At 39.5% G+C, this 25,170-nt stretch carries 19 protein-coding genes and 1 pseudogene; 10 read left to right on the top strand and 10 right to left on the bottom strand.

Annotated elements, in window-relative coordinates; all coding sequences use genetic code 11:
• Nucleotides 1-20: 20 nt before the first annotated feature.
• The 3 genes from CTY47_RS16170 to CTY47_RS16160 form a co-directional block, all read right to left on the bottom strand.
• Nucleotides 21-680: a LolA family protein gene (locus CTY47_RS16170; RefSeq protein WP_233202220.1), complete on the bottom strand. Its 660-nt coding sequence runs from the start codon at nt 678-680 to the stop codon at nt 21-23.
• A gap of 28 nt (nt 681-708) precedes the next feature.
• Nucleotides 709-3,219: an FtsK/SpoIIIE family DNA translocase gene (locus tag CTY47_RS16165; RefSeq protein WP_099465821.1), complete on the bottom strand. Its 2,511-nt coding sequence runs from the start codon at nt 3,217-3,219 to the stop codon at nt 709-711.
• Between the two features lie 116 nt (nt 3,220-3,335).
• Nucleotides 3,336-3,911, bottom strand: a complete 576-nt coding sequence (locus tag CTY47_RS16160; RefSeq protein WP_099465820.1) for an HU family DNA-binding protein — start codon at nt 3,909-3,911, stop codon at nt 3,336-3,338.
• Nucleotides 3,912-4,069: 158 nt separating this feature from the next.
• Between CTY47_RS16160 and CTY47_RS16155 the strand changes: the two are divergent.
• The 5 genes and pseudogenes from CTY47_RS16155 to CTY47_RS16135 all read left to right on the top strand — a co-directional run.
• Nucleotides 4,070-5,074, top strand: a pseudogene (locus CTY47_RS16155) (ISAs1 family transposase); the annotation flags it as partial.
• The gene (locus CTY47_RS17495) at nt 5,075-5,254 is read left to right on the top strand and encodes a hypothetical protein (protein ID WP_233202118.1); all 180 of its coding nucleotides are present in this window, start codon (nt 5,075-5,077) and stop codon (nt 5,252-5,254) included.
• A 152-nt stretch (nt 5,255-5,406) separates the two neighbouring features.
• Nucleotides 5,407-5,958: a DUF5063 domain-containing protein gene (locus tag CTY47_RS16145; RefSeq protein ID WP_099465819.1), complete on the top strand. Its 552-nt coding sequence runs from the start codon at nt 5,407-5,409 to the stop codon at nt 5,956-5,958.
• Complete coding sequence (locus tag CTY47_RS16140; RefSeq protein ID WP_099465818.1) at nt 5,955-6,536, top strand: 3'-5' exonuclease; 582 nt, start codon at nt 5,955-5,957, stop codon at nt 6,534-6,536. Before CTY47_RS16145 ends, CTY47_RS16140 begins: the two co-directional genes overlap by 4 nt.
• Nucleotides 6,537-7,721, top strand: a complete 1,185-nt coding sequence (locus tag CTY47_RS16135; RefSeq protein ID WP_099465817.1) for a class I SAM-dependent rRNA methyltransferase — start codon at nt 6,537-6,539, stop codon at nt 7,719-7,721.
• A 3-nt stretch (nt 7,722-7,724) separates the two neighbouring features.
• On the opposite strand, the gene CTY47_RS16130 is transcribed toward CTY47_RS16135, so the two are convergent.
• Nucleotides 7,725-9,350, bottom strand: a complete 1,626-nt coding sequence (locus CTY47_RS16130; RefSeq protein ID WP_099465816.1) for a RagB/SusD family nutrient uptake outer membrane protein — start codon at nt 9,348-9,350, stop codon at nt 7,725-7,727.
• Between the two features lie 12 nt (nt 9,351-9,362).
• The gene (locus CTY47_RS16125) at nt 9,363-12,146 is read right to left on the bottom strand and encodes a SusC/RagA family TonB-linked outer membrane protein (RefSeq protein ID WP_099465815.1); all 2,784 of its coding nucleotides are present in this window, start codon (nt 12,144-12,146) and stop codon (nt 9,363-9,365) included.
• Between the two features lie 284 nt (nt 12,147-12,430).
• On the opposite strand from CTY47_RS16125, the gene mdh reads away from it, so the two are divergent.
• The gene (gene mdh, locus CTY47_RS16120; protein ID WP_099465814.1) at nt 12,431-13,372 is read left to right on the top strand and encodes a malate dehydrogenase; all 942 of its coding nucleotides are present in this window, start codon (nt 12,431-12,433) and stop codon (nt 13,370-13,372) included.
• Nucleotides 13,373-13,445: 73 nt separating this feature from the next.
• Here the strand turns inward: mdh and CTY47_RS16115 are convergent, their stop codons facing one another.
• The 5 genes from CTY47_RS16115 to CTY47_RS16095 form a co-directional block, all read right to left on the bottom strand.
• Complete coding sequence (locus CTY47_RS16115) at nt 13,446-13,850, bottom strand: HsmA family protein (protein WP_099465813.1); 405 nt, start codon at nt 13,848-13,850, stop codon at nt 13,446-13,448.
• 196 nt (nt 13,851-14,046) lie between these two features.
• Nucleotides 14,047-14,814, bottom strand: coding sequence for an acyl-ACP--UDP-N-acetylglucosamine O-acyltransferase (gene lpxA / locus CTY47_RS16110; protein ID WP_099465812.1), 768 nt, complete (start codon nt 14,812-14,814; stop codon nt 14,047-14,049).
• Between the two features lie 20 nt (nt 14,815-14,834).
• Entirely contained in the window at nt 14,835-16,217 is a 1,383-nt protein-coding gene (locus CTY47_RS16105) for a TolC family protein (protein WP_099465811.1), read from the bottom strand.
• Between the two features lie 10 nt (nt 16,218-16,227).
• Nucleotides 16,228-19,446 (bottom strand): efflux RND transporter permease subunit, encoded by a 3,219-nt coding sequence (locus CTY47_RS16100; protein WP_099465810.1) that lies wholly within the window; start codon nt 19,444-19,446, stop codon nt 16,228-16,230.
• A 52-nt stretch (nt 19,447-19,498) separates the two neighbouring features.
• Nucleotides 19,499-20,710, bottom strand: coding sequence for an efflux RND transporter periplasmic adaptor subunit (locus tag CTY47_RS16095; RefSeq protein WP_099465809.1), 1,212 nt, complete (start codon nt 20,708-20,710; stop codon nt 19,499-19,501).
• 331 nt (nt 20,711-21,041) lie between these two features.
• On the opposite strand from CTY47_RS16095, the gene CTY47_RS16090 reads away from it, so the two are divergent.
• The 4 genes from CTY47_RS16090 to CTY47_RS16075 all read left to right on the top strand — a co-directional run bounded on the left by CTY47_RS16090 (nt 21,042) and on the right by CTY47_RS16075 (nt 24,776).
• Nucleotides 21,042-21,674 (top strand): glycerophosphoryl diester phosphodiesterase membrane domain-containing protein, encoded by a 633-nt coding sequence (locus tag CTY47_RS16090; protein ID WP_099465808.1) that lies wholly within the window; start codon nt 21,042-21,044, stop codon nt 21,672-21,674.
• 61 nt (nt 21,675-21,735) lie between these two features.
• Nucleotides 21,736-22,548, top strand: coding sequence for an SDR family oxidoreductase (locus tag CTY47_RS16085; RefSeq protein WP_099465807.1), 813 nt, complete (start codon nt 21,736-21,738; stop codon nt 22,546-22,548).
• A 71-nt stretch (nt 22,549-22,619) separates the two neighbouring features.
• Nucleotides 22,620-23,798 carry a mannonate dehydratase gene (gene uxuA, locus CTY47_RS16080; protein ID WP_099465806.1) on the top strand — a complete coding sequence of 393 codons (1,179 nt, stop codon included), beginning with the start codon at nt 22,620-22,622 and terminating at the stop codon, nt 23,796-23,798.
• Between the two features lie 228 nt (nt 23,799-24,026).
• Nucleotides 24,027-24,776: a M23 family metallopeptidase gene (locus CTY47_RS16075; RefSeq protein ID WP_099465805.1), complete on the top strand. Its 750-nt coding sequence runs from the start codon at nt 24,027-24,029 to the stop codon at nt 24,774-24,776.
• Nucleotides 24,777-25,170: the final 394 nt, after the last annotated feature.

The following is a 25,170-nucleotide window of genomic DNA, read 5'->3' as shown; positions in this document are numbered from 1 at the left end:
ATTTACTTTTATAATCTACATCAGCGGAGATCTATCACTTCTGCGTCAGGAAAATCTGCATCTTTAAAAACAAAGTAAGAATCCGGTTGGTTTACTTCCGTCCTCAATTTACTGATCCGGATTGTCATGGTAACGCCATTTTTAGAATCCACACTAATGCCCACAGGCAGATACGTATTCTTTTCTATCTGAAGAGATACGCGCTGTATATCCCCCTTTTTTCGGGGAGTCAATTCTATATCATAAGCCGATTTTCCATTAGCTGCCGTGCTCTCACCTTTATACAAGGGAGTAAAACCTTTTTTATAAGAACCCAACAGTAATACCGGATTCGTCATTTGAAGTTCTTCCCCCGAAGGTGTTGTTACATTCACTTCATCATTCCGCTCCATATATGCCCATTGTGTTTTACCGTCAAACCATATTCTCATATCCGGGGTTTTCAACATAAATTTCTCTCCTTTCATATTAATAACACCGGAAAAACTTTCCGGTACATTCTGCTGGTCAGAACGGGTATGAGTTGTAAAAGCAGCCTCTATCCCATTCGATTTATCATAAGCCATAGCCGCCTTACCCAAAATATCGTCTGCATTCTGGGCATTACAAGTAAACCCTATTAATGCGGCCAGCAACAATAGCTGTAATATCAGATAAGCGCGGATAAATATACGCACCATTCTTTGTTTCTTTTCTATTTCCATCCTGTTACTTTAACGAATTCAACAATTGTTCCAGGTTATATTCATCCTGAATCAACACCTGACGCGCCTTGCTACCTTCAAAAGGCCCTACTATACCGGCTGCTTCAAGCTGGTCCATCAAACGTCCGGCACGGTTATAACCAATGGCAAACTTACGCTGGATAAGTGATGTAGAACCTTGTTGCTGAATAACAATCAAACGGGCAGCTTCATCAAAAAGCGGATCACGATCCGACAAATCGACTGCTCCCGGGACCTTCTCACCATCATTTTCGCCCACATATTCAGGCAGCTGGAAGGCTGTAGGGTAGCCCGGCTGTCCTCCGATAAAAGAGGCTATTTGTTCTACCTCAGGTGTATCAACAAAGGCACATTGCACACGTGTCATATCATTACCTTGCGAGAATAACAAGTCGCCCCGGCCAATCAACTGATTTGCACCCGGAGAATCAAGTATGGTGCGCGAATCGATCATCGACGAAACACGGAAAGCCACACGAGCCGGGAAGTTTGCTTTGATCGTACCCGTAATAATATTGGTTGACGGACGCTGCGTTGCAATAATCATGTGAATACCAACCGCACGCGCCTTCTGGGCAATACGGGCGATAGGCAATTCTATTTCTTTTCCGGCCGTCATAATCAAATCGCCGAACTCGTCTATAATAACCACGATATAAGGCATGAATTTATGGCCTTTTTCCGGATTCAAATGACGGCTTATAAACTTAGCGTTGTACTCCTTGATATTACGTGTATGCGCCTTCATCAACAGATCGTAGCGGTCATCCATTTCCTTACAAAGCGAGTTCAACGTCTGGATCACCTTCGTAAAATCCGTAATAATAGCCTTATCGGCATCCGGCAACTTGGCCAGATAATGACGTTCTATCTCCGAATAGATACTAAACTCTACCATCTTCGGGTCTACCAGTACGAACTTTAATTCCGACGGGTGTTTCTTATACAACAATGAGGTAATGATAGCATTCAATCCGACAGACTTACCTTGTCCTGTCGCACCGGCAACAAGTAAATGAGGCATTTTACATAGGTCGAACATGAATATCTCATTCGTAATAGTCTTACCTAATGCAACCGGCAGGTCGTACCTTGATTCCTGAAACTTACGGGAAGCAATAACCGATTGCATGGCAACCATCTGGGGATCTTTATTTGGCACTTCAATACCAATCGTGCCTTTACCCGGCATCGGAGCAATAATACGAATACCTAAAGCAGAAAGGCTAAGTGCGATATCATCTTCCAGATTACGGATTTTGGATATACGTACACCTGTATCGGGTATTACTTCATACAATGTAATTGTCGGTCCAACCGTTGCTTTAATAGAGGCAATGCTGATACCAAAACTTTCCAGTGTTTGCTTGATGCGCTTTTGATTAGCCGTTTGCTCTTCCATATCCACCTGCTGGTCTCCCTGATCGTATTTTTTCAGCAGATCGATCGTAGGATAGCGGTAATGGGATAAATCCAGTTTCGGATCATATTCACCTAAAGCAGAGCCATCGTATACCTCATCATCTCCCGAAGGTACTTCTACGGTAAATGCCCCATCTCCGCTATCATCCGAATCCGTATCGTCTATTTCTGTGTTATTATTTTTTGAAACAGGAATATATTCTTCTTCATCACGCGGGACAGTCACTTCGAAGGCATCATTCACAGTCGTCGTAGTAGTCGGAGCATACGTACTTTTTACAGACATACGGGCTGCATCGGCTTCTGCCAATTCTTTCGCGGTATCAAATACCTCATCATCCATTTCCGGCTTTTCATCGGGTTGTTCGGAAAAAGAAAGGATATCCTTTCCTTCATCTTCTTCATCGCTTTCTGCCTGTTCCTCTTTATCAAAACGCTTCTTCAGCCAATGGAATGACAAGAACCTCTGTAAAAGAGGTATCGTACGTTTGCTGGTAAAAATGGCGATTATCAGAAAAAAACCGACCAGAAACAGGATAGTTCCCGGAATACCGATATTATTAATCATCATTTCGGAAAGATAATACCCATGTTGCCCTCCCAAATAGATGAAGGTATCTTCGTATCCTTTTATAAAGATAAAGGCAAAAAACAGCGATCCCCAAAGCAACCAGGCCGAACAGAACAGAAACCGTTTCAAAAGAGAGATACGGTTCAGATTCATCAGCTTCGCACCCACAGAACCCAAAAAGAATAATATCATAAAAGATGATATGCCGAACCAGCGGTTCATCAGCAAATCGGAAAGATAAGCACCTCTGGCTCCTGTCCAGTTCTCTACCGAACCATGATTGGTTACCAGGTCGGATAAAGGTATATTTTCTATTTTGCTTTGATCTGCCCCTCCCGTAAAGAAAAAAGAAATAAGAGCCAGTCCTATATATATAGTAACTATAGAAATAATCAACCCGGATATAAAACGCGTACGTTCATTCTTAAAAAAGGACCTTACAGAACCGAGTTTGCTCTCTTCGTTACTACTTTGTTTCGCCGAAGTCGTTTTTTTTGCCATATATATTGCTTCCCTTTTATAAATACGGACAATAGCGATATGCCCTTTCCCGTTTTAACAATTTGCAAATGTACATAGAATTATCGAGTATTTTTTCACTTATCACTCCGAAAAACTCACGCAAGCAGGTACAGAACCTTATTATGATGTCCTACTTTTTGCAGGAGCCCTTCTTCTACAAAAGATGTCAGATCCGCTTGTGCCCGATAACGCGAACAGTTCATCAAGCCGGCATATATACGGGGTGTAACACATTTATTTCGTTCCAGATAATCCTGCAATTTGCTTTTTGCATCGACAGAAACGTCATCTTTTACCTGGGGTTTGATATGTTCCAGTTTTATATCTTTCATTTTCTCTTTCAACTTTGTAGAACAACGGAAGTTTATACCGTCTACACATACGCTGACCTTTCCGTTCTCTTTCTGCTTACTCCGGAGAGAAGGCGAAAAATATCCCAGTTCTTCAAGCTCCACATGATAGCCTCCGCTCAAAGCATAATCCAATACCCAGGAAAGAGAATCGAGAACAGCCTTTACATCGGCCGACGTTACCGACGAACGTTCCGATATCAACCGGCAGATTTCATCCAGTTTATAGGTGCCATGACACAAGGCACGTGCATGCGTTAATGTTTCTCCTTTACGACCATTTGGTTTCGGAGTACGATGGGCGGTAAATTTTATTGCCATTATTTTTTATATTTATACGTTTACTTTTTGTTATTTATAATGCTGTTCTGCCCCATGAACGGCAGTAACAGGGCAAACGCATTAGGATTTTTTCTTTCTTTCCTGTGTTTTTTGTACTTTTTTCTACCTTTGCTTTGTATCTCTAACTTATATTCTTTATGACTCCTTCTTCTGATTACTCTTTATTATTATCTTTTGCTCGTGATGTTGAAGACTTCCGTACAGGTAATCGTCTATACTACCCTTCCTGTAGCATTATTTTCATGGCTTTTGTTGGTATCCTTTGTGGAGGTAAAGACTGGGATGATATCGTTGAAATCGCTGAATCTAGTGAAGATTTGCTCTCTGAGTACTTAGGTTCTTGTTTTGTTGGTGTGCCTTCCCATGATACTTTTAGTCGCTTTTTCTCTTTGGTTAATCCCTCGAGTTTGGAACAGTCTTTTCGCAAGACTATGTCAGCCCTTCAATCTCAATTACGCGGCGATTTGGATCATTCTCAGGCTAGTAAAGATAAAGAAATAGTAGCCTTTGATGGCAAATATGCTGCCTCTGTAACCGATGTTTCTGGTTTGAATGTAGTTACTGCTTATGCTACCGGAACCGGATTGTGTTTAGGACAGGAGGTGGCAGATAAAAAGATAAACGAGCCCGAGCAACTTCGCAAATTAGTTACAGACCTTTATTTGGCAAGTACTATTATTACTGCGGACGCTCTACATTGTCAAAAAGAGTCTATCAAAGCTATTACAGCAGCTAAAGCTGATTATCTGATTATTGTGAAAGCCAATCAAGAGAAATTATATGAAGGTATATTAGAAGGGATTCGAGTAGAAAACAACCGTGATAAAGCTAAATGGATAGATCATGCCGAAGAAATAACCCGAGGACATGGGAGAGAAGAAGTCCGTATTTGTCATTCCTGTTCTCATTAGGGATGGATACCTGAGTGTGGAAAAGAATGGGAAGGAATCAAAAGCTTTGGTACAATTACTTCCCAAAGAACGATACTGTCTACAGGAGAAACGACCACAGAAACAAGATGTTTCATATCTTCCTTGGAGAAAGATGCACCCATGCAATTGAATATCATACGAAATCACTGGAAAATAGAGAACAATTTGCATTGGCAACTAGATGTATCTTTTAATGAAGATGAGACCAAAATGAAAAAGAACCAAGTGTTAAACCTGGCTATATTAAGAAAAATGGCAATGCCGGTACTGAAAGCCTTTACATACAAAAAAGGAGCATCCTTGAAAAAGAAAATGTTAGCAGCAGCATTAAAGCCCAATATAAAGAAAGAGATAATGAAAAAGGCAATGGTACTATATCAAAAATCCTAATGCGTTTGCCCTGACGGCAGTAATGAAAATATAAGTTGATAATTGTCAACCATACTTTCATTCAAGTACAAATATACGAACGGTTTGCCTAAAAGTATCACAATATTTGCTATTTTTGCAAACTGTTATCGTAGGAAACTATAGAAACAAAAATGGAAAAAGAGAAAGAAAATAATCCTATATACGAACGGAATACGCTGGAATTTGTCACTGTAGCACTAGAATTTTGTTCCTTCGTTGAAACCGCCGGACAACGTGATTTGTATGAATTTGTAGACAAATCGGTAAAGATGTTGCCCTTATTATACCTGAAAGCATCCCTTTTACCGGATGTCGAAGCAGACGACGAGGCAGAACTGGAATTTTCTGTTACCGAAGATATGTACGAATCCGTACGCAACCAAATAGCCAACTTGCTTGGAGACAAAGATACTTATCTGGAAACTTTCCATCCGGATATGCAATATAGCGATGCTCCGATAGCAGCTTTCATTTCCGAAAATCTAGCCGATGTATACCAGGACACCGGAAATTTCATCTCGCTTTTCCGCCAGGGGAACGAAGAAGTCATGCAAAACGCAATTGCCTTATGCCGTACAAATTTTCGTGAATATTGGGGGCAACAGCTATTGAATGCCTTGAAAGCACTCCATGCTGTACGCTATGATGACGAAGAAAATCTGGAAAAGAACAACAACGAATGATACAACAATACACACATACAATAAAAAAAGAAGATATAGCCACCCTTCCTATAGAAGAATTTAAAGGCAGGATTTTTATAATAGATACGGAAAAGGACGCCGATAAAGCCGTTGAATATTTGTCAAAATGCCCGAAAGTCGGATTCGATACCGAGACACGTCCCAGCTTTAAGAAAGGGCAACATTATAAAATATCACTGATGCAGATATCAACCGAAGACACATGTTTTCTATTCCGGCTAAACCGGATTGATATACCTAAATCGCTGGTCGATTTTATACAGAACAACAATGTGATGAAAATAGGCCTTTCCCTCAGGGATGATTTTGCCGCCCTGCATAAACGTACAAATGCAGAGCCGGTAAACTTTCTGGATTTGCAGAAATACGTAGTAAAATTCGGCATAGAAGATGCCAGCCTGCAAAAAATATATGCCATTTTATTCAAGAAAAAGATATCTAAAGGGCAACGGCTGACTAATTGGGAAGCAGATGTTCTTACTGAATCGCAAAAAAAATATGCATCATTAGATGCATGGGCATGTCTCCAAATATATAACTTATTGAATCAAGCATAGATGAATTATTGTAAAGTTTTTCTGAAGCCAAAGAAAGAAGAATCGCTGTTGCGCTTCCACCCGTGGGTATTTTCAGGTGCAATCCAGTCTATAGAAGGAAAGCCCGAAGAAGGTGATCTGGTAGAAGTTTACGGACAAAACCAGCGCTTTTTGGCAGTCGGTCATTACCAGATAGGAAGTATAGCCGTGCGTATTTTATCATTTAAGCCTGCTACAGTCAATACAGATTTCTGGACAGAACGCATCCGCATTGCATATACTCTCCGTAAGTCGTTAAGATTAGCCGGTACGGAAAACAACAACACATACCGTTTGATTCATGGCGAAGGAGATAATCTGCCTGGATTGGTAATAGACATGTATGCACATACGGCTGTTATGCAAGCCCATTCGGTTGGTATGCACTATGCACGCCATCAAATTGCAGAAGCATTAAAAACTGTGCTTGGAGACACTCTACAAAATATCTATTATAAATCGGAAGCCACCCTGCCATTTAAAGCGAACCTGGATAGCGAAGACGGGTATTTATATGGTGGAGAAGTAGAAGATATTGCACTGGAGAACGGATTAAAGTTCTGTGTTGACTGGCAAAAAGGACAGAAAACAGGATTTTTTGTAGACCAGCGCGAAAACCGTTCTTTGCTGGAACATTATTCCAAAGACCGTTCCGTATTAAATATGTTCTGCTATACAGGAGGCTTTTCTTTCTATGCCATGCGCGGAGGAGCTAAAGTAGTTCACTCGGTAGATAGTTCGGCTAAAGCCATTAGTCTGACAAAGAAAAATGTAGAGCTGAATTTTCCCGGAGACACAAGACATGATGCATATGCGGAAGATGCTTTCAAATACCTTGAAAAGATGGGAAGCAACTATGACTTGATTATCCTTGACCCTCCCGCCTTTGCCAAACACAAAAATGTATTACGAAACGCTTTACAAGGCTATCGCAAGCTAAATGCCATCGCATTCGAGAAGATCAAGCCCGGAGGTATCCTGTTTACCTTCTCATGCTCACAGGTAGTAAGCAAAGAGAACTTCCGGCTAGCAGTATTCAGTGCTGCTGCTCAATCAGGACGAAGCGTACGCATTTTACATCAGCTTACCCAACCCGCCGACCATCCGGTTAATATATATCACCCGGAAGGCGAATATCTGAAAGGGTTGGTTTTGTATGTAGAATAAAACTTAATATCCCGGGTTCTGAGTCAGGTTCGTATTCATTGCCCGGACTTTATCCGGTATGGGGAAAACGGTTGTATAACCGTTTGCTTCATTCGGTAATTGAGGACGATCGCTATATGGACGGGTAAACAATCCAAAACGCACTAAATCCTGACGTCGCCAACCTTCCCATGCAAACTCTAACTGCCGTTCAGCCAAAATATTTTCCAAGGTAGCTTTGCGCTCAGGCATTCCCACTCGTGAACGGATCATATTCAATTCTTCATCCCCGGTTTCGCCATTGCGGACTTTCGCTTCACACTTCATCAGCAAGACATCGGCATAACGATACAAAACAATATCGTTATCCATTAATTTTCCGTCCTTTGTAGCGGTTTTATCTATCTCATATTTCTTCATGCGCGCTCCGGCTGTCTGTTCCGAGGGCTGGCCTGAAAGATCCAGTTTAACTTCCCAAGGCAGATACTCCAGAGTTTTGCCATTATCCAGATAAATTGTATTGCCATCCAAATCCGACATTATACCGGCATAGTAACAAATATCAAAACGGTTATCGACAGAATCCGTATCATATCCAAATGTACGCAAAGCTTCTATTGTCGCACTTGAACCGTTTTCACCGCTAAGGCCATACGCTTTAGCATGATTATAATGACGGGAGCGAAACAGATATTGCATCTGATTTGTGTACAAATTCTTATCCATTGGTATGGTAAAAATATTCTCCCCTGACGATTCATTAAACACAGAAAAATTGGCAGTGTAATCGGAAGATAACTCATAACCGCAAGATGTAATAGAATCGCAATAAGCTTCTACCGTTTGCCATGCATTCAAGCGCCTTCCTGTTACACTAAAAAAGATATTCCTACCATTCGGACGCACACCATCTGTCCAGTCATTATCTGTAAAGACTTCTGCATTTAAAGCCAACTTTGCTAAAAGGAAAAAAGCAACCGGTTTTGTAATCCTGCCATAATAATCGCCAAGCTGATTACTCCGCTCACTGCTTAGTAATGGCAAAGACAATTGCAATTCGCTAACTATAAAATCAAATATCTCTTTCCGGTCGCTTTGCAGAACATCTTTCATTGGGGTGGAAGAAGATAAAATTAAAGGTACACGGCCAAATAAGTCAACCAGATAATAATAATACATGGCACGAATAGAACGTACTTCCGCTTCATAGGTTCGCAAGTAGTTATAATCATGTAGTTTCTGCATCCTCTGAATCACTTCCAAAGATTTATTACTTAAAACGATCACTTTATATAAATACTCCCACGTAGCACGGATTGCATCACTATTTGTGCCCCACTTATGCAGAAAAAGCCCTTGCCAAAAGCCGCCGTCGTACCAATCTCCTCCCCGGGTTGGCAATATGGCCTCATCCGTGGTAAATGTGTTCAGGTCATAGACTCCACGGTATGTGCCTTGTAAGCCCTGGCTCTCGCTATAACCGCCAATATAATTATATAATGTAGCTACTGTATTCAAGTAAACACTGGATGCATCGCTGAAGGCTTCTTCTTCCGGAACTTGGTCACGCGGATTTTCTTTTAGAAAATCTTTACATGAAAGAAGCCACAAACAACTCGCTACACAGAATAAGAAAGCAATCTTTTTCATACCGGTAAACTTTTAGAAGTTAAAACTTAATCCCATTGTATAAGAACGGGATACGGGATAGGTACGCTTATCATCCAACCCTAACGTATTACTTACAATGGAGCTGTTTATCATTGGCGTCAAACCGGAATAACCGGTAATAGTTGCCAAATTATTTACAGAAACGGATACACGCAGGTTACGAATATATTTCTTTAAACTTCCCAGAGGTACATTCCAACCTACATTTATATAATCGAAGTTGATATAATCACCCTTTTCCAGCCAATAATCCGTAGCTGTCTGATCCCGGATATTCCGTGAAGGCGCATTCTTCAAAATATTATAATCGGGAAAAATATCCACATTCATATACGTAAGGTAGGTTCCGTTATAAATTTTATGACCGAATGCACCATTAATTTGTAGTGATAAATCGAACTGTTTATAACGAAAACTAATATTAGAACCTAAAAGAGTCTTTGGCATTGCCTGGCCGGCGACATAACGATCTCCGCCATCTTCCAGACTTACCCCATTACCATCCAAGTCGGCAACTTCATAATTATAGCCTCCATTTTCATTCCGAACCAATCCTGTACACTTAGGCAAATAGAAAACACCTAATGGCTGGCCAACAATCTGATATACTATATGATTATATCCGCCATGAAAACCTGCACCATTCAAATCCGAAATACTAGTATACTTGGACGCGGACATATATTCGCCCTTATAAACACCGCTCAATGAAAGTAATTTATTCCGTTGAAAAGTAACATTTACATTAATATTCAACTCCATATCTTTAGTTCTAAGCGGCGTAACGCCAATACCTAATTCCGTTCCGCTATTTCGCATTGAACCGAGGTTGGCCAACATTTTATTATAGGCAAACGGTGGTACACTGACATCATACAGGTACAACATATCATCCGTTTTGGAATTATAATAATCCACAGAAACAATAAACCGATTTTCGAATAAGCCTGCATCTAAACCGGCATTAAAAGTACGTTTCACCTCCCATTTCAAATCGGGATTGGCATTCCGGATTGTTCCCATAGTAACCGTAGGCGTTCCATCTACAGAAACTACTCCATTTGGTTTCATTAATTGCAATGAGTTATATGAATCGATAGCACCTTGATTCCCGGACAAACCATAACCGGCACGAACTTTCAAGTTATTTATAAATGACATATTTTTCAAAAAACCTTCTTCACTTACCACCCAGGCAACAGAGGCTGAAGGGAAAAAGCCCCATTTATTATTCTCACCCACCTTTGAAGAAGCATCAGCACGTGCATTGACTGTTGCAATATACCGGTTAGCATAAGCATAATTTGCACGTACCAGAAAAGAGACTAAATGAGGTTCTTCATAATAAGAGCCTGTTCCTTCCCATAAACGGGTAGCACCAGCCTGAAGATTATCATAACCAAAACGATCTGTACTGAAATTTGTAACGGTTGTATAGAAACCGGTCATAATATCTTTTTGAGCTTCCGCCAAACCTAATAAGTTCAGATGGTGTTCGCCTATATCTTTCTTATATGACAGCATCAGGCTACCCAATAAAGATTCGGTTTTCCTTTCTCCCCTATATGCCTGCCCATGCGCCCAAACCGAAGTTGGCAGATATTGTGAGTTGTCTATTACATTATATGTATAAGAACCAAAAGCCGTAAAAACAAATTCATTACTCAGATTAAAAGCAAGTTTCAAATGCGTATTAATGTGCGCATTTGCTTCATGGTCTTTAACCTCCATCCAGGCCAATGGATTTGTTATCTGACTGGCATTGGTTACTCCATCCCATTTACCGGTATTTTCATTCTTATGATTCGGATAAGTAGGGTTAAATGTAGCGGCAGAATAAAACATTTTTTGAACGTCATTCAAATAATGATTCTTTAATAAGGAGCCGAAAATCCCTAAATCGAATGTCAACCGGTTCTTAAATGCTTGTTGCGTAATATTTACCTTTGCCGTAAAGTTATGTGTGTTAATATCACGAATCACTTTTTCCCGTTCGACGAAACCCAACGACGCACGATATTGCGAACTTTCCGTTCCCCCGCCAAAAGCAATATGATGATTTTGTATTGATCCTAGTCGCGTGATTTCCTCCTGGAAATCTGTATTATACCCTAAATCCACCATGTTTATCTGATGTTCCTTTGCATATTGCCGGAAGCCGTCTGCCGAAAGCATATCTAATGTTTTATAGGCAACTTCAACACCAAAGCTGCCATCATAACTTACACTAAAAGCTCCTTGTTTGCCCTTTTTTGTTGTTACTTCTATAACACCTGATGCACCACGTGCACCATACTGGGCTGTTTCTGAAGCATCCTTCAAGATCGTGAAATCTTCTATATCAGCCGGATAGATAGAACTCAACAAATTCAGATCGGCAAACACTCCGTCTATAATAACTAAAGGATCATTACCACCGGTTAAAGATGTTGTACCACGGACCCGTACTGCCGCTAATGCTGCCGGGCTATTTCCCCCCATAGGTATACTTACACCGGAAACCCTTCCGCGAAGAGCATCCAATGGTGTAGAAAGCAATCCTTCATTCATATTCTTTTTGTTGACGTGATCCACCGAACCAGATATGGTACGATGATTTCCGGTTGCATATCCAATTGTAACCAATTCATCCATATGATTCGTATCTGCCAGAAAAGGTTTGATCGTATCTTGTCGAAAAGGTACATCCTGGGCAACACTGAAAGAAATTGTAATTATTATTCCTCCAAATAAGAATACAATTCTTTGAAAAAATTTAAGAGACACATGCTTCATAAACAGATAGATTTAAGATTCATTGCCTATATAAAATAAAACTTCAGGGAAGCTATTTTTGTTCGCTTCCAATACACAATATTTTCCGTCAAGCTTTAATTATCGGTATCTCTTTACTATGTCAAAAGGTATATATTGCACCTTACCATGTTTAGTTATATTTAATAATGTGCGGCAGAAAATATATACGGAAATATTTCTTTATTCCGCAATACGTTGTACCTTTGTCTGCGTTAAATGCAATGGAAGTATTATTATAAGTAAAACATATAAAACGTATTATTATGTCTAAAGTAACAGTTGTTGGCGCCGGTAATGTAGGTGCTACTTGTGCAAATGTTCTTGCCTTTAATGAAGTGGCAGACGAAGTTGTAATGCTTGATGTTAAGGAAGGCGTATCCGAAGGTAAAGCAATGGATATGATGCAGACAGCTCAACTGCTGGGTTTCGATTCTACAGTTGTAGGTTGCACAAACGATTACGAAAAAACAGCAAACTCCGACGTTGTTGTTATCACTTCAGGTATTCCTCGTAAACCGGGTATGACTCGCGAAGAACTGATCGGTGTTAACGCTGGTATCGTTAAGAGCGTTGCACAAAACATCCTGAAATATTCTCCAAATGCTATCTTGGTTGTTATCTCTAACCCGATGGATACAATGACTTATTTGTCATTGAAATCTTTAGGTGTTGCTAAAAACCGCATCATTGGTATGGGTGGTGCTCTGGATAGCTCACGTTTCAAATATTTCCTGTCTCAGGCTTTAGGCTGCAATGCCAACGAAGTAGAAGGTATGGTTATTGGTGGTCATGGCGATACAACTATGATTCCATTAGCTCGTCTGGCTACATACAAAGGTATTCCTGTTAGCAAATTATTGAGCGCTGAAAAATTACAGGAAGTAGTTTCTTCTACTATGGTAGGTGGTGCTACATTAACTAAATTATTAGGTACTTCTGCATGGTATGCACCAGGTGCAGCAGGAGCTTTTGTAGTAGAATCAATCCTTCACAACCAAAAGAAAATGATTCCTTCTTGCGTTGCTTTGGATGGCGAATATGGACAAAGCGATATTTGTATCGGTGTTCCGGCAATCATTGGTCGCAACGGTGTTGAAAAGATCGTTGAACTTGACCTGACTGCAGACGAAAAAGCATTGTTCGAAAAGAGCGCTGCTGCTGTTCGCGCAACAAACGCTGCTTTAAAAGAAGTTGGTGCATTATAATCGGTTAACAAACTCGTTGATTATATAGCCAAAGAGGGTCACTTCAAATTTGAAGTGACCCTCTTTTTTATGGTTATCTATGTAAGCTCATTCCTAAATAAACACCTATAAAATAAGGTATCAACCAAATACACCATACAACAATACTAAATCGATTGAAATGTTCTTTTGCTTTTCTTGAACCTTTAAAATAAGTCCAGATAGCCCATATAACATGAATAAACATCAGAAAGATAGCAATCAGCCCGGTTATAGTATGTAAATTATCATGGAGATGAGTAAGTTCTGCGATATGCTCCATTAAACTTGTACCTATCGTATCAGCAAAAAGACCAGCAATAAAGAAGCCAACATGCCATGCTTTCAATTTCTTTTGAAGACGTTCTCCCCATACACCTATTGTATAAAAAACCAAGGCCGACGTTATAACACATATAGCAGCTATTAAAAAATGAATATCTACCTGGTTGAATGCCATAATTCTTTTATTTTTTGAAATAAACAATATGACAAACGAATAAGTTCAGGTCTTTTATAATTAAAAGTCCCGTCTTAACACATACAAAAGAGCTAACTTTTGAAATGTTAAGACGGGACTTTCAGATGCAAAAGACAGCTCTTTTTCAAGCCCTATCCTCGCCAATAAAGTTCGGCAACTTAATTATTTTGCTTCATTACTTTATAATTCCCAGTTGGGAAGCATTTACAAAATCTATAATATGCTGTATCTCGCTACTCATAGGAACCTGATTTTTTATCATCAGCAAAGCATCATAAATACTGCTGTTGCCTTGATAAATAATCCGGTAAGCATGTCCTATATGTTTAATAACCTTTTCATCAAAACCTTCATGCGCCAGAATAAAGGAGTTTACACCATAGTAAGTAGTTGGTTCCTTTGCCGCTACGATATAGGGAGGAATATCTTTGCGGAAACGACAGCCGGTTTGAACCATCGACCAAGTACCAACGCGACATCCCTGACTTACTAACACACTACCTCCGAAGATTACATAATCTTCCATAATACAATTACCGGAAATCTTACTGCCATATCCAAATACACTATGATTACCAATTTGCACGTCATGTGAGATATGCACTCCTTCATGTAAAAAGTTGCCATTGCCAATCACTGTACGTCCTGCAGAAGTCGTAGCACGATTGATAACTACATTTTCACGAATGATATTATCATCTCCAATAACTACTACGGAATCGTCTCCTTTATAATCAAAATCCTGAGGTTCGGCAGCAATAACAGCTCCCTGAAATATACGATTTCTTTTACCTAAACGTGCACCACTCATGATACTGGCGTGAGGCATGATCTCACAATCATCCCCTATTTCAACATTTTTGTCGATATAGGCAAACGGATGAACCGTTACATTCGCACCTAATTTTGCACTCGGGTTTATATAAGCTAACGGACTTATCATAATACTTGCATTTAAAGTTATTATTCTCTTCCTCCACCTAACGCCTGATACAGGTTAACAACAGCCTGCATTCGTTGAAAGGTATCAGAAACTTCATTCAATTGAGCACTCAACAAAGATTGCTGAGCAGTAAGTGTCTCCAAATATGAAGCTTCTCCTGAGTGGAATAAGGCTTGAGTATACTCTACCGCTTTTGTTAATTCAACAACCTGCGCCTTATGTTCCGTAATTTTCTTCGATGAAGCATCATATAAATACAACGCATTGCTCACTTCACGACCTGCATTCAGAATACTCTGCTGGAAGTTCATTTTCGCTATTTCTTCTTCAGCTTTCGATACTTTCAAATTAGCAATCAGTTTACCACGGTTAAAAATCGGTTGCGCCAGCTGACCTACGGCCTGAAGAACAAAGAAACCCGGATTGATAATTGCAGAACCGGCAGCATTGGTCCATCCTGCTGTTCCTGTAAGTGTTACCGAAGGATAAAAAGCTGAGCGTGCCTGATTTGTTGAATAGTAAGCACCTGCTAACGCCATTTCTGCTGTTTTAACGTCTGGACGATTAGAAAGCAACTGCAAAGGAACACCTGCGGCTAGTTTATCCGGCATTATCTGACTTTCTAGCGTGCCTCGGTCAATTGTTTGCGGTGCTTCTGCCAAAATAACAGACAAAGCATTTTCCGTTTCTCTGATCTGACGGCGAAGATCTGCTAATGAAGCCTCGACCTGATGACTGTTTGCTTTAGCCTGTGAAACGGCAGCTTCAGTAGTCATACCGGCCACTTTCATAGCTTCCATTGCACGGACATTTTCTTTCCATATCTCAGAGGTTGACTCGCTAATTGCTAACTGGCGATCCAACATTAACAATGTATAGTAGCTATTGGCTATATTAGCAATCAAAGAAGAACGAACAGCCTGCTGATAAGCTTCACTCTGTAACAACGAAGCTTTAGCACTTCGGCTCGAATTTAGCAATTTGCCAAACAAATCGACTTCCCAGCTGGCAACAGCCGGCAACTGATATGTTTTTGATGTTGCACCGTCAGCATGGTTTATTGTCCCCTGTGGAGCCAAGTTTAGCGAAGGAAGATAAGACAAACGTGCTGATGTCAACAAAGCACGTGCTTCATCTACCCGAAGCTGGGCACTCTGAAAATCCACATTATTCTCAAGTCCCTTAATAATTAAACTCTGCAATTTCTCATCGCGGAAAATATCCTGCCAAGGCAGGTCACCAATATTTTTCTCGCTATCACCGTTTAATGTATCAGTAGCAGAGGCCGGATCCCGATATATTCCCGAAGTATCTATATCTTTAGGACGATCGTATGCTTTGTAGATATGGCAACTACTTAATAAAGCAGTTGCACACACCATATATATAATCTGTTTCTTCATTGTTTCTCTCTTATTTTGATTTAGCGTACTGTTCTATTTCCGTACTCATATCACTATTATCCAAATCCTCCCACTCAATCGGTTTAAATTTCTCTTGCAAATATTGGAATACTACGAATAAAGCAGGAACAATAAATATCTGGAAAATCATACCGACAAACATACCACCAATTGCAGCCGTACCCAAAGTACGGTTACCATGGGCACCTACACCAAAGGCAAACATCATAGGTAACAAACCTACAACCATAGCCAAAGAGGTCATCAGGATTGGACGCAAACGAGCTGCCGCACCCAATACGGCTGCCCAAGTAATGCTCATACCCATACGACGGCGGTCAAGCGCAAACTCTACAATCAAAATAGCATTCTTTGCCAACAGACCAATCAACATGATCAAAGCAATCTGCATATAAATATTGTTAGACATTGTTCCGATTATCATCTTCAGAGCCGGGATATTTCCTAATGCCGCCCACCCTTGTACAAACAGGAAGCTACCTAATAAACCGAAAGGCACAGAAAGCAACACAGCAAATGGCAAAATATAACTTTCATACTGAGCACTCAGCAACAAATAAACAAACACGAAACACAACAAGAATACCAAACCAGTCGTACTACCACTTGTACTGGCTTCCTCACGTGCCATACCTCCAAGCTCATAGCCATATCCTGCAGGAAGTACCGATTTGGAAACTTCTTCTATTGCCTTCAATGCCTGGCCACTTGTAAACCCATCGGCCGGAGCAACCATTACCTTTATTGAAGTATACAAGTTAAAACGGCTGATAATATCCGGTCCATATACTTTCTTGATGGAAATAAACTGGGAAACTGGAGCCATCTGACCACCGCTTTTCACTTTAACATTCTTCAAGGATTCCATATTTGTACGTAATGAAGGATCAGCTTGAACCATTACACGGTACATCTTACCGAAACGGTTGAAGTTAGATGCATACAGCCCTCCATAATATCCCTGTAAAACAGAGAGAATATCACTTGGACTTATTCCGGCTTTCTTACAAGCTGCAGCATCAATATCAACCTCGTACTGCGGAAAGTTCGGATTAAAAGTCGTTTGAGCAGACTTAATTTCCGGACGGGCAGTTAAAGCTGCTGTATATTGCTTAGTAAGATCAAAGAACTTATCTAGTTTACCGCCCGTTTTATCCTGCATATTCAACTCTATATCACTGGAAGCCGAATATCCCGGAATCATAGGCGGGGTAAAGAATAATACCTGAGCATCCTTTATAACCTTCTGAGCACGCATGAACAAACTTCCGTAAACAATTTCCGAGCTTTGTGTCATTGAGCGTTCATCCCAATCTTTCAATTTGATAATGAATGAACCATAAGAAGGTCCCTGACCGGCAATAAAGCTAAAGCCTGTAATTGCAGTACGTGATTTCACTGCCGGATCCGAAGCTACCAGACTGTCAACTTTATTCATTACTTCCAATGTACGCTCCTGAGATGTTCCCGGAGGTAAAGTGACAACACCCATAATCGTACCCATATCTTCATTCGGCACCATACCGGTAGGTGTCACATTCATTAAAACCACAAGCAAAACAATAGATGCACCAACTATTCCAAAAGAAAGCCACTTTTTCTGTATAAAGAAAATAACCCGTTTCTTATAACTATTCAGCATAGAATCATAAGCTGCATTAAATGACTTATGAAAACGGGAAACAAAAGTAGACTTCTTATCTTCATTCTCTTCATGAGGTTTCAGGAACATCGCACATAATGCAGGACTTAATGTTAAAGCATTCAAAGCAGAGAATGCAATTGCAATCGCCATAGTCAATCCGAACTGACGATAGAAAGTACCCGCCGTACCTCCCATAAAACTAACAGGAATAAATACAGACATCATAACTAATGTAATAGAAACGATGGCTCCTCCTAATTCGTTCATGGCATCAATCGACGCCAACTTAGATGATTTATATCCTTGATCCAGTTTTGCATGGACCCCTTCGACGACCACAATCGCGTCATCGACCACAATTGCAATAGCAAGTACCATAGCACAAAGGGTCAGCAAGTTCAAACTAAACCCAATCATCGACAACATAAAGAATGTACCAACCAAAGCAACTGGAATAGCAATTGCCGGAATCAAAGTAGAACGTAAATCCTGCAAGAAAATATACACCACAATAAACACCAGAATAAATGCTTCTAACAAAGTCTTGATTACCTCATGAATAGAAGCAAATAAGAAATCGTTGGCATTCATAGAAACATCAACTTTCATTCCGGGAGGCATTGTTTCTTCACTCTTTTTCAGCAACTCCTCAATATTGTTAATAGTTTCCGTTGCATTCGTACCCGGCATTTGATATACAATACAGGTTACGGCAGCATGGCCGTTTACCTTATTAACAAACTCATATGTCAAACGTCCCAGTTCAATATCTGCAATATCCTTCAACCGGAGTACTTCTCCATTAGGCAACGCTTTTACCACAATATCTTCAAATTGATCAGCCTCCTGCAAACGACCTTTATAACGGATCGTATATTGGTGGGATTGTTTACCTTGTTCGCCAAACGAACCAGGAGCTGCTTCAATATTTTGTTCAGACAAAGCAGTCGTAACATCATTTGGGATCAACTGATACTGAGCCATAACATCCGGTTTCAACCAGATACGCATAGAATAATCAGTACCTAAAACGTGAGCATCTCCTACACCAGGAACACGCTGAACTTCAGGGACCAAATTAATCTTCGCATAGTTCTCTAAAAATTTGGCATCATAACGGTCTTCTGAATCATACACTGAGAATACAATCAACATAGAATTCTGACGTTTTTGAGTCGTAACACCAATTCTTGTTACTTCAGCCGGCAGCAAACCCTGAGCCATAGAAACACGGTTCTGTACATTGACAGCCGCCATATCCGGATCTGTTCCCTGCTTAAAATAAACAGAAATATCAGCAGAACCATTATTAGCCGCATTAGATGTCATGTACATCATATTTTCAACACCATTGATTTGGTCTTCCAACGGTGCTATCACACTATTTAACACAGTCTGTGCATTAGCCCCCGTATAAGTCGCTCTCACAGATACAGTAGGAGGTGCAATATCCGGATATTGGGTAATTGGCAATGAAATCAAGCCTAATATACCCAAAATAACAATCAGGATGGAGATCACCGTAGAGAGTACCGGGCGATTTATAAATCTATCTAATTTCATATTTTTTGTTTTTACTCAGGTAAATACAATATTTACCTTATTCTATAAACGATTAATTAAAAGCAGTTTTCAAATTACCTTCATGCTGATCTTTCAAAGCCTGCTCATACTTAGCCTTTTGTTGTTCAGGAGTAATCGGTTCAATAGCCTGGCCATCTTTCAGTTTCTGTACTCCTTCTATCACTATTTTATCGCCCGATTTCAAACCGTTTGTCACCAAATAACTTTTTCCGTCATCTAAACTTGAGATTTGGACTTCTGTATTTTTCACCGTATTATCCGGTTGCAGCACAAATACAAATTTCTTATCCTGAATTTCAACGGTAGAAGATTGAGGTATCATAATAATTCCGTCCATAACATAAGGAAAAACAATATTTCCTGACCCCCCACTTCTTAAAATATTCTTACCATTAGGAAAAATTGCACGCATGCTAACAGAACCTGTAGATTGGTCGATAACCCCACTCACAGCATCAATTTTTCCCTCTTCCGTATACATTGAGCCATCAGACAATTGCAGTTTTACAGCAGGCATTTTTGCCAATTGCTCCTTTAATGTTCCACCAGCTTTTGTCAAACCCAACAATTCTTTTTCTGTCATCGAAAAATATACATAAATATCTCCTATTTCAGAAACAGTGGTCAATGGTTGGGAAATGGAAGCACTAACCAAACTACCTACACGATATGGAAATGTTCCTACAACCCCATTTGAAGGACTTGTTACCGTACAGAACGATAAATTCTGGTTAGCGCTGACAAGAGAAGCTTCAGCCTGAGCCAAATTCGCTTTTGCAGACAACAGTTGGTTAACTGCCGTTTGATATTCAAAATCACTGATAATTTTCTTATCAAATAGTGTTTTTTTATTTTCTTCCGTTAAAGCCAATGTGTTTACATTAGCCTTTGCCATTTCAACAGCAGCCTTAGCTTGTCTAACAGAAGCAGCATACTGCGTAGGATCAATCTGGAACAATGCTTGTCCTTTACGAACTGTAGCACCTTCATCAACACATAATTTCACTATAAAACCTGAAACCTGAGGGCGCACCTCTATATCCTGAGTACCTTTAATTGTTGCGGGATAAGACGTTGTTTGATCACTGGTCGTTGAAGTTACGGCTAGGACAGCAAACTCATTATCTCCCATTTTCGCACCACTCTGACTGTTTCCACAGGCAGTTAAAAAAGAAATCCCCACAGCAAACAGAGCTATTTGCTTTAACGGGTTAACTGTAATTCTCAGCATTCGTTTATCCATATTTCTATTTTGTATTTCAATTGATCAACTTGCCTTAATCATATTACTTCATAATTTATCGGTTCTGGTTATATACTATACATCTATTTTTCAGAAAAACGTACAAATGTAGAATCTTTTATTGTACTTTTATTGTTTATACATTCTTTTATTCTTAAAAATAGCTTTATTTTATATTTAGATATCAGCCATATATCACATTTTGACAAATCGAAAATCTATTCGTTCAAATTGATATACGAAATAAAATATAAAATTGCTTTATTCAATAANGCTTTATTCAATAATATATTTTAAATTTGCATTTAAACAGATAAAAACTAGATAATCTATGGAAGCAAAATTTATGATTTCCGAAGTATTCAGTACTTCATGGAAATACACCAAATCCCAGATTTGGGTATTAGTTGGATTACTTATTGGCATGTTTATATTATCATTTACGTTAGGCATATTTGCATTGCCAAGCAGCGGATCAATAACAGGACAAATTGTTGTAAATTTAATCAGCATTATTATTTCTCTGATTTTTTCAATGGGATATATTAAAAACTTATTCCAGACTTTGGATGGTATCGAACCGCAGTTTTCTGCATATGGACAACAGGCCCGTAAAATATTCACTTACTTCATAGCCAGCATTATTGTTGGTATTGCTGTATTTATCGGATGTCTCGTATTTCTTATTCCTGGTATTTATTTAGCTTTGCGTCTGCAATTTTTTGCAGCATTCATCGTTGAAGAAGATGCAAGTTTTATGGATTCGATAAAACGAAGTTGGGAAATAACCCAGGGACAAGTAGGACAATTATTTATGTTAATGTTGGCAATGCTCGGTATTATGATCGTCGGAATATTGTTGTTTGGTATCGGGATTCTTTTCGCAATGCCATTGATATATATGATGTATTGTTATACGTTCCGCAAATTAAATACACTAACAGGAACCACTACGGAGTCATAAAAACATAGAAACCACTAAAATTACAAACATATGAGATTATCACACTTTAAATTAAAAGGACATGGCAAATTTATTTTGTATTAAAGACAAAGTCATTATTATTACAGGAGGAGCCGGTATCCTGGGACGAGGTATAGCCGGACATTTAGCAGAAGAAGGTGCTAAAATTATTATTTTGGATCGTGCTGCAGAAGTAGGCGAACAAATTGTTGCAGAAATCAAAGCAAAAGGAGGAGAAGCATCTTTCCTCCTGACAGATGTACTGAAAAAAGAGGTATTGGAACAAAACAAAAAAGACATCCTTTCCAAATACGGACGCATCGATGTTTTGCTCAATGCAGCAGGAGGTAATATGGCAGGAGCTACTATTGCACCAGACAAAACCATTTTCGATCTGGATATAGAAGCTTTCAGAAAAGTTATTGATTTAAACCTGTTCGGTACCGTACTTCCGACAATGGTTTTTGCAGAAGTTATGGCAAAACAGAAAGAAGGAGCTATTGTAAATTTCTCTTCCGAATCTGCTTTACGCCCATTAACTCGTGTAGTTGGATACGGAGCTGCTAAAGCTGCAATCACGAACCTGACTAAATACATGGCAGGTGAATTAGCTTCAAAATTTGGTGAAGGAATACGTGTAAACGCCATAGCTCCAGGTTTTTTTCTAACAGAACAAAACAGAACGTTGATGACAAATCCGGATGGCTCTTACACTTCGCGTGCCGAGTCGGTAGTTGCTCATACGCCTTTCCGTCGCCTAGGTAAACCTGAAGAACTTTATGGAACAATTCAGTATCTTATCAGCGAAGCTTCTAAATTTGTAACCGGAACTGTTGCTATTGTCGACGGAGGTTTTGATGCCTTCTCCATATAAACCACAAATACGATCATAAACCACGAAAAGAATAAAAAAGAGTAAATTCAAACCACTAAAAAAAGAAATTCATGTATTTATGTAATCAAACTTGGCGCTGGTACGGACCTCAGGATCCGGTCAGCCTCCGGGACATTCGTCAGGCGGGTGCTTCCGGAATTGTCAACGCACTCCATCATATCCCAAACGGAGAAATATGGACAATTGAAGAAATAGAAAAACGGAAAGCTATCATTGAAGAAGCAGGGTTAAAATGGGATGTTGTGGAAAGTGTTCCTGTACACGAACATATCAAAACGCAAACAGGGAACTTTCAGCATTACATAGAAAATTACAAACAAAGCGTCAAAAATTTAGGTGCATGTGGTATTAAAGTAGTGACATACAACTTTATGCCCGTCCTTGACTGGACGCGTACGGACTTGGCTTATACAATGCCAGATGGATCAAAAGCTCTTCGTTTTGAACGGGCAGCATTCATGGCTTTCGACTTGTTTATTCTTAAACGTCCCGAAGCAGAACAAGAATATACCTCCGAAGAAATAGAAATAGCCAGGATACGATATGAGTCCATGAGTGAGGACGAACGTCATCTTCTTACCCGTAACATGATTGCCGGGTTACCCGGATCAGAAGAAAGTTTCACTATCGAGCAATTCCGCGAAGAATTATCCCGTTATAAAAATGTGACTGCAGAAAAACTCCGTTCCAATTTAATCTATTTCCTGAAAGAAATTGCACCGGTAGCCGATGAAGCAAACGTAAGTCTGGTAATCCATCCAGACGATCCTCCTTTTTCTATTTTAGGGTTACCTAGAATTTTAAGCACTGAAGATGATTTTCAAAAACTCATTGAAGCCGTCCCTAATCCAAGCAATGGACTATGTTTATGCACCGGGTCATTTGGCGTACGAAGTGACAATGATTTGGCAGGCATGATAGAACGATATGCCGAACGGATCAATTTCGTTCATTTCCGTAGTACTAAACGTGACCCGGAAGGTAATTTCTATGAAGCGAATCATCTGGAAGGAGATGTAGATATGTATAAGGTGATGAAAGCGTTACTTACCATCCAGCAACGCCGCCAATGCAGTATAGCAATGAGGCCGGATCATGGTCATCAAATGATTGATGACTTAAAAAAGAAAACAAATCCTGGCTACTCTTGCATTGGACGCTTACGCGGACTGGCCGAGTTACGTGGACTAGAAATGGGGATTGCATGTTCGCTTTTCTCTTCCAAGTAATACTATCCGGATTTCTTCCGAAAGAATTTAAAATTTCTCTCGGAAGAAATTCTGATTCTTTTTCTCTCCATACTTTTAAGGCCATAATTATTCCAAATAAGTTATAAAATAGTTAGCAGAGGCCTATTCTCTGCCGGCTTTTTATTACTTTTGTTTTATTAACAAAGTTGTAAATGGCAAAAATACTATATAAACTCGCATTAGCATTACTGATTGCAACAGCAACTTATGGTGCAACACCAAACAAAAAAAAAACAAAAAAAAGAAATACCCGTATCGGTTAACTTTCCCGAACAGAATATCCCTTTACCTATAAAAGATTTCAGTATTGTTCTGCCTCCGGCTCCTGAAATACTTAAAATACATCCACCTCAAAGAAAAGTTTCAGAAACATTTTCTCTCCGGGAGAAAAGCTATATAGCCATAAAAGATCCCCAATTATTCAAAAACAGCAATACTGAAATCATCGATCTTAGTATCATTCCTGAAGGTGCATACGCATTTCCTCTTCCAAATGGAAAAGTGATATCGCCATATGGAGGTCGGCGGAAAGGCCATTCAGGTACAGATATAAAAACCTGCCCTAATGACACTATTGTTGCAGCATTCGACGGAGTCGTACGTATGGCAAAATCATTTGCAGCTTATGGAAATGTAATTGTCATCCGGCACTTTAACGGGTTGGAAACAGTTTATAGTCACAACTCAAAAAATCTTGTTCAGTCCGGAGACTATGTAAAAGCAGGTGATCCCATCGGATTAACCGGTCGTACAGGCAGAGCCACAACAGAACATCTGCATTTTGAAACCCGTATCAACGGAGAGCATTTTAATCCGAACATTATTTTTGATATGGAGCAAAGAACCCTAAAACGAAAAAATATTATTTGCATGAAAAGAGGGAATACTGTCAATGTTAAAACCTCAGATGTTTTGCCACATCAACTGGCAAAAGCCTATAAAAAGACCACAAAATAAGAAAGGAACAGAAAGGAGTAACGCATTGATTATACAAAAAATACAGCAAGCAAGCATGAAAATAAATACTATAAAAAGAACAAGGAAGAACCGTTTTTAGTCCTTATTTTTATAACGTGGGGACCAATCTATCTCATACATTAAATATATAAGAACTAAATTCAGAATCATCTTATAAAAATCACCTAGACTATAATTGGCAAAACCACCAGTACAGTTTTTCAGAACGAAAAGTAAAAAAAATAGTTTGACGTTTAAGTAGTCATTAAATGATACTTAAACGTCAAACTTCTACTTGTTAACAATAACCTGACTACTTTTTCCCAAAATAGATCGGCCAGTTCGTCAACAACATTTCTTAGCCGACAAATCATTTTTGCTTATGGTTGTAAAA

Origin of the sequence: Parabacteroides provencensis (genome assembly GCF_900232875.1) — a bacterium.
GTDB lineage: Bacteria > Bacteroidota > Bacteroidia > Bacteroidales > Tannerellaceae > Parabacteroides > Parabacteroides chinchillae.
This window is presented reverse-complemented; position numbering and strand designations above follow the sequence as displayed.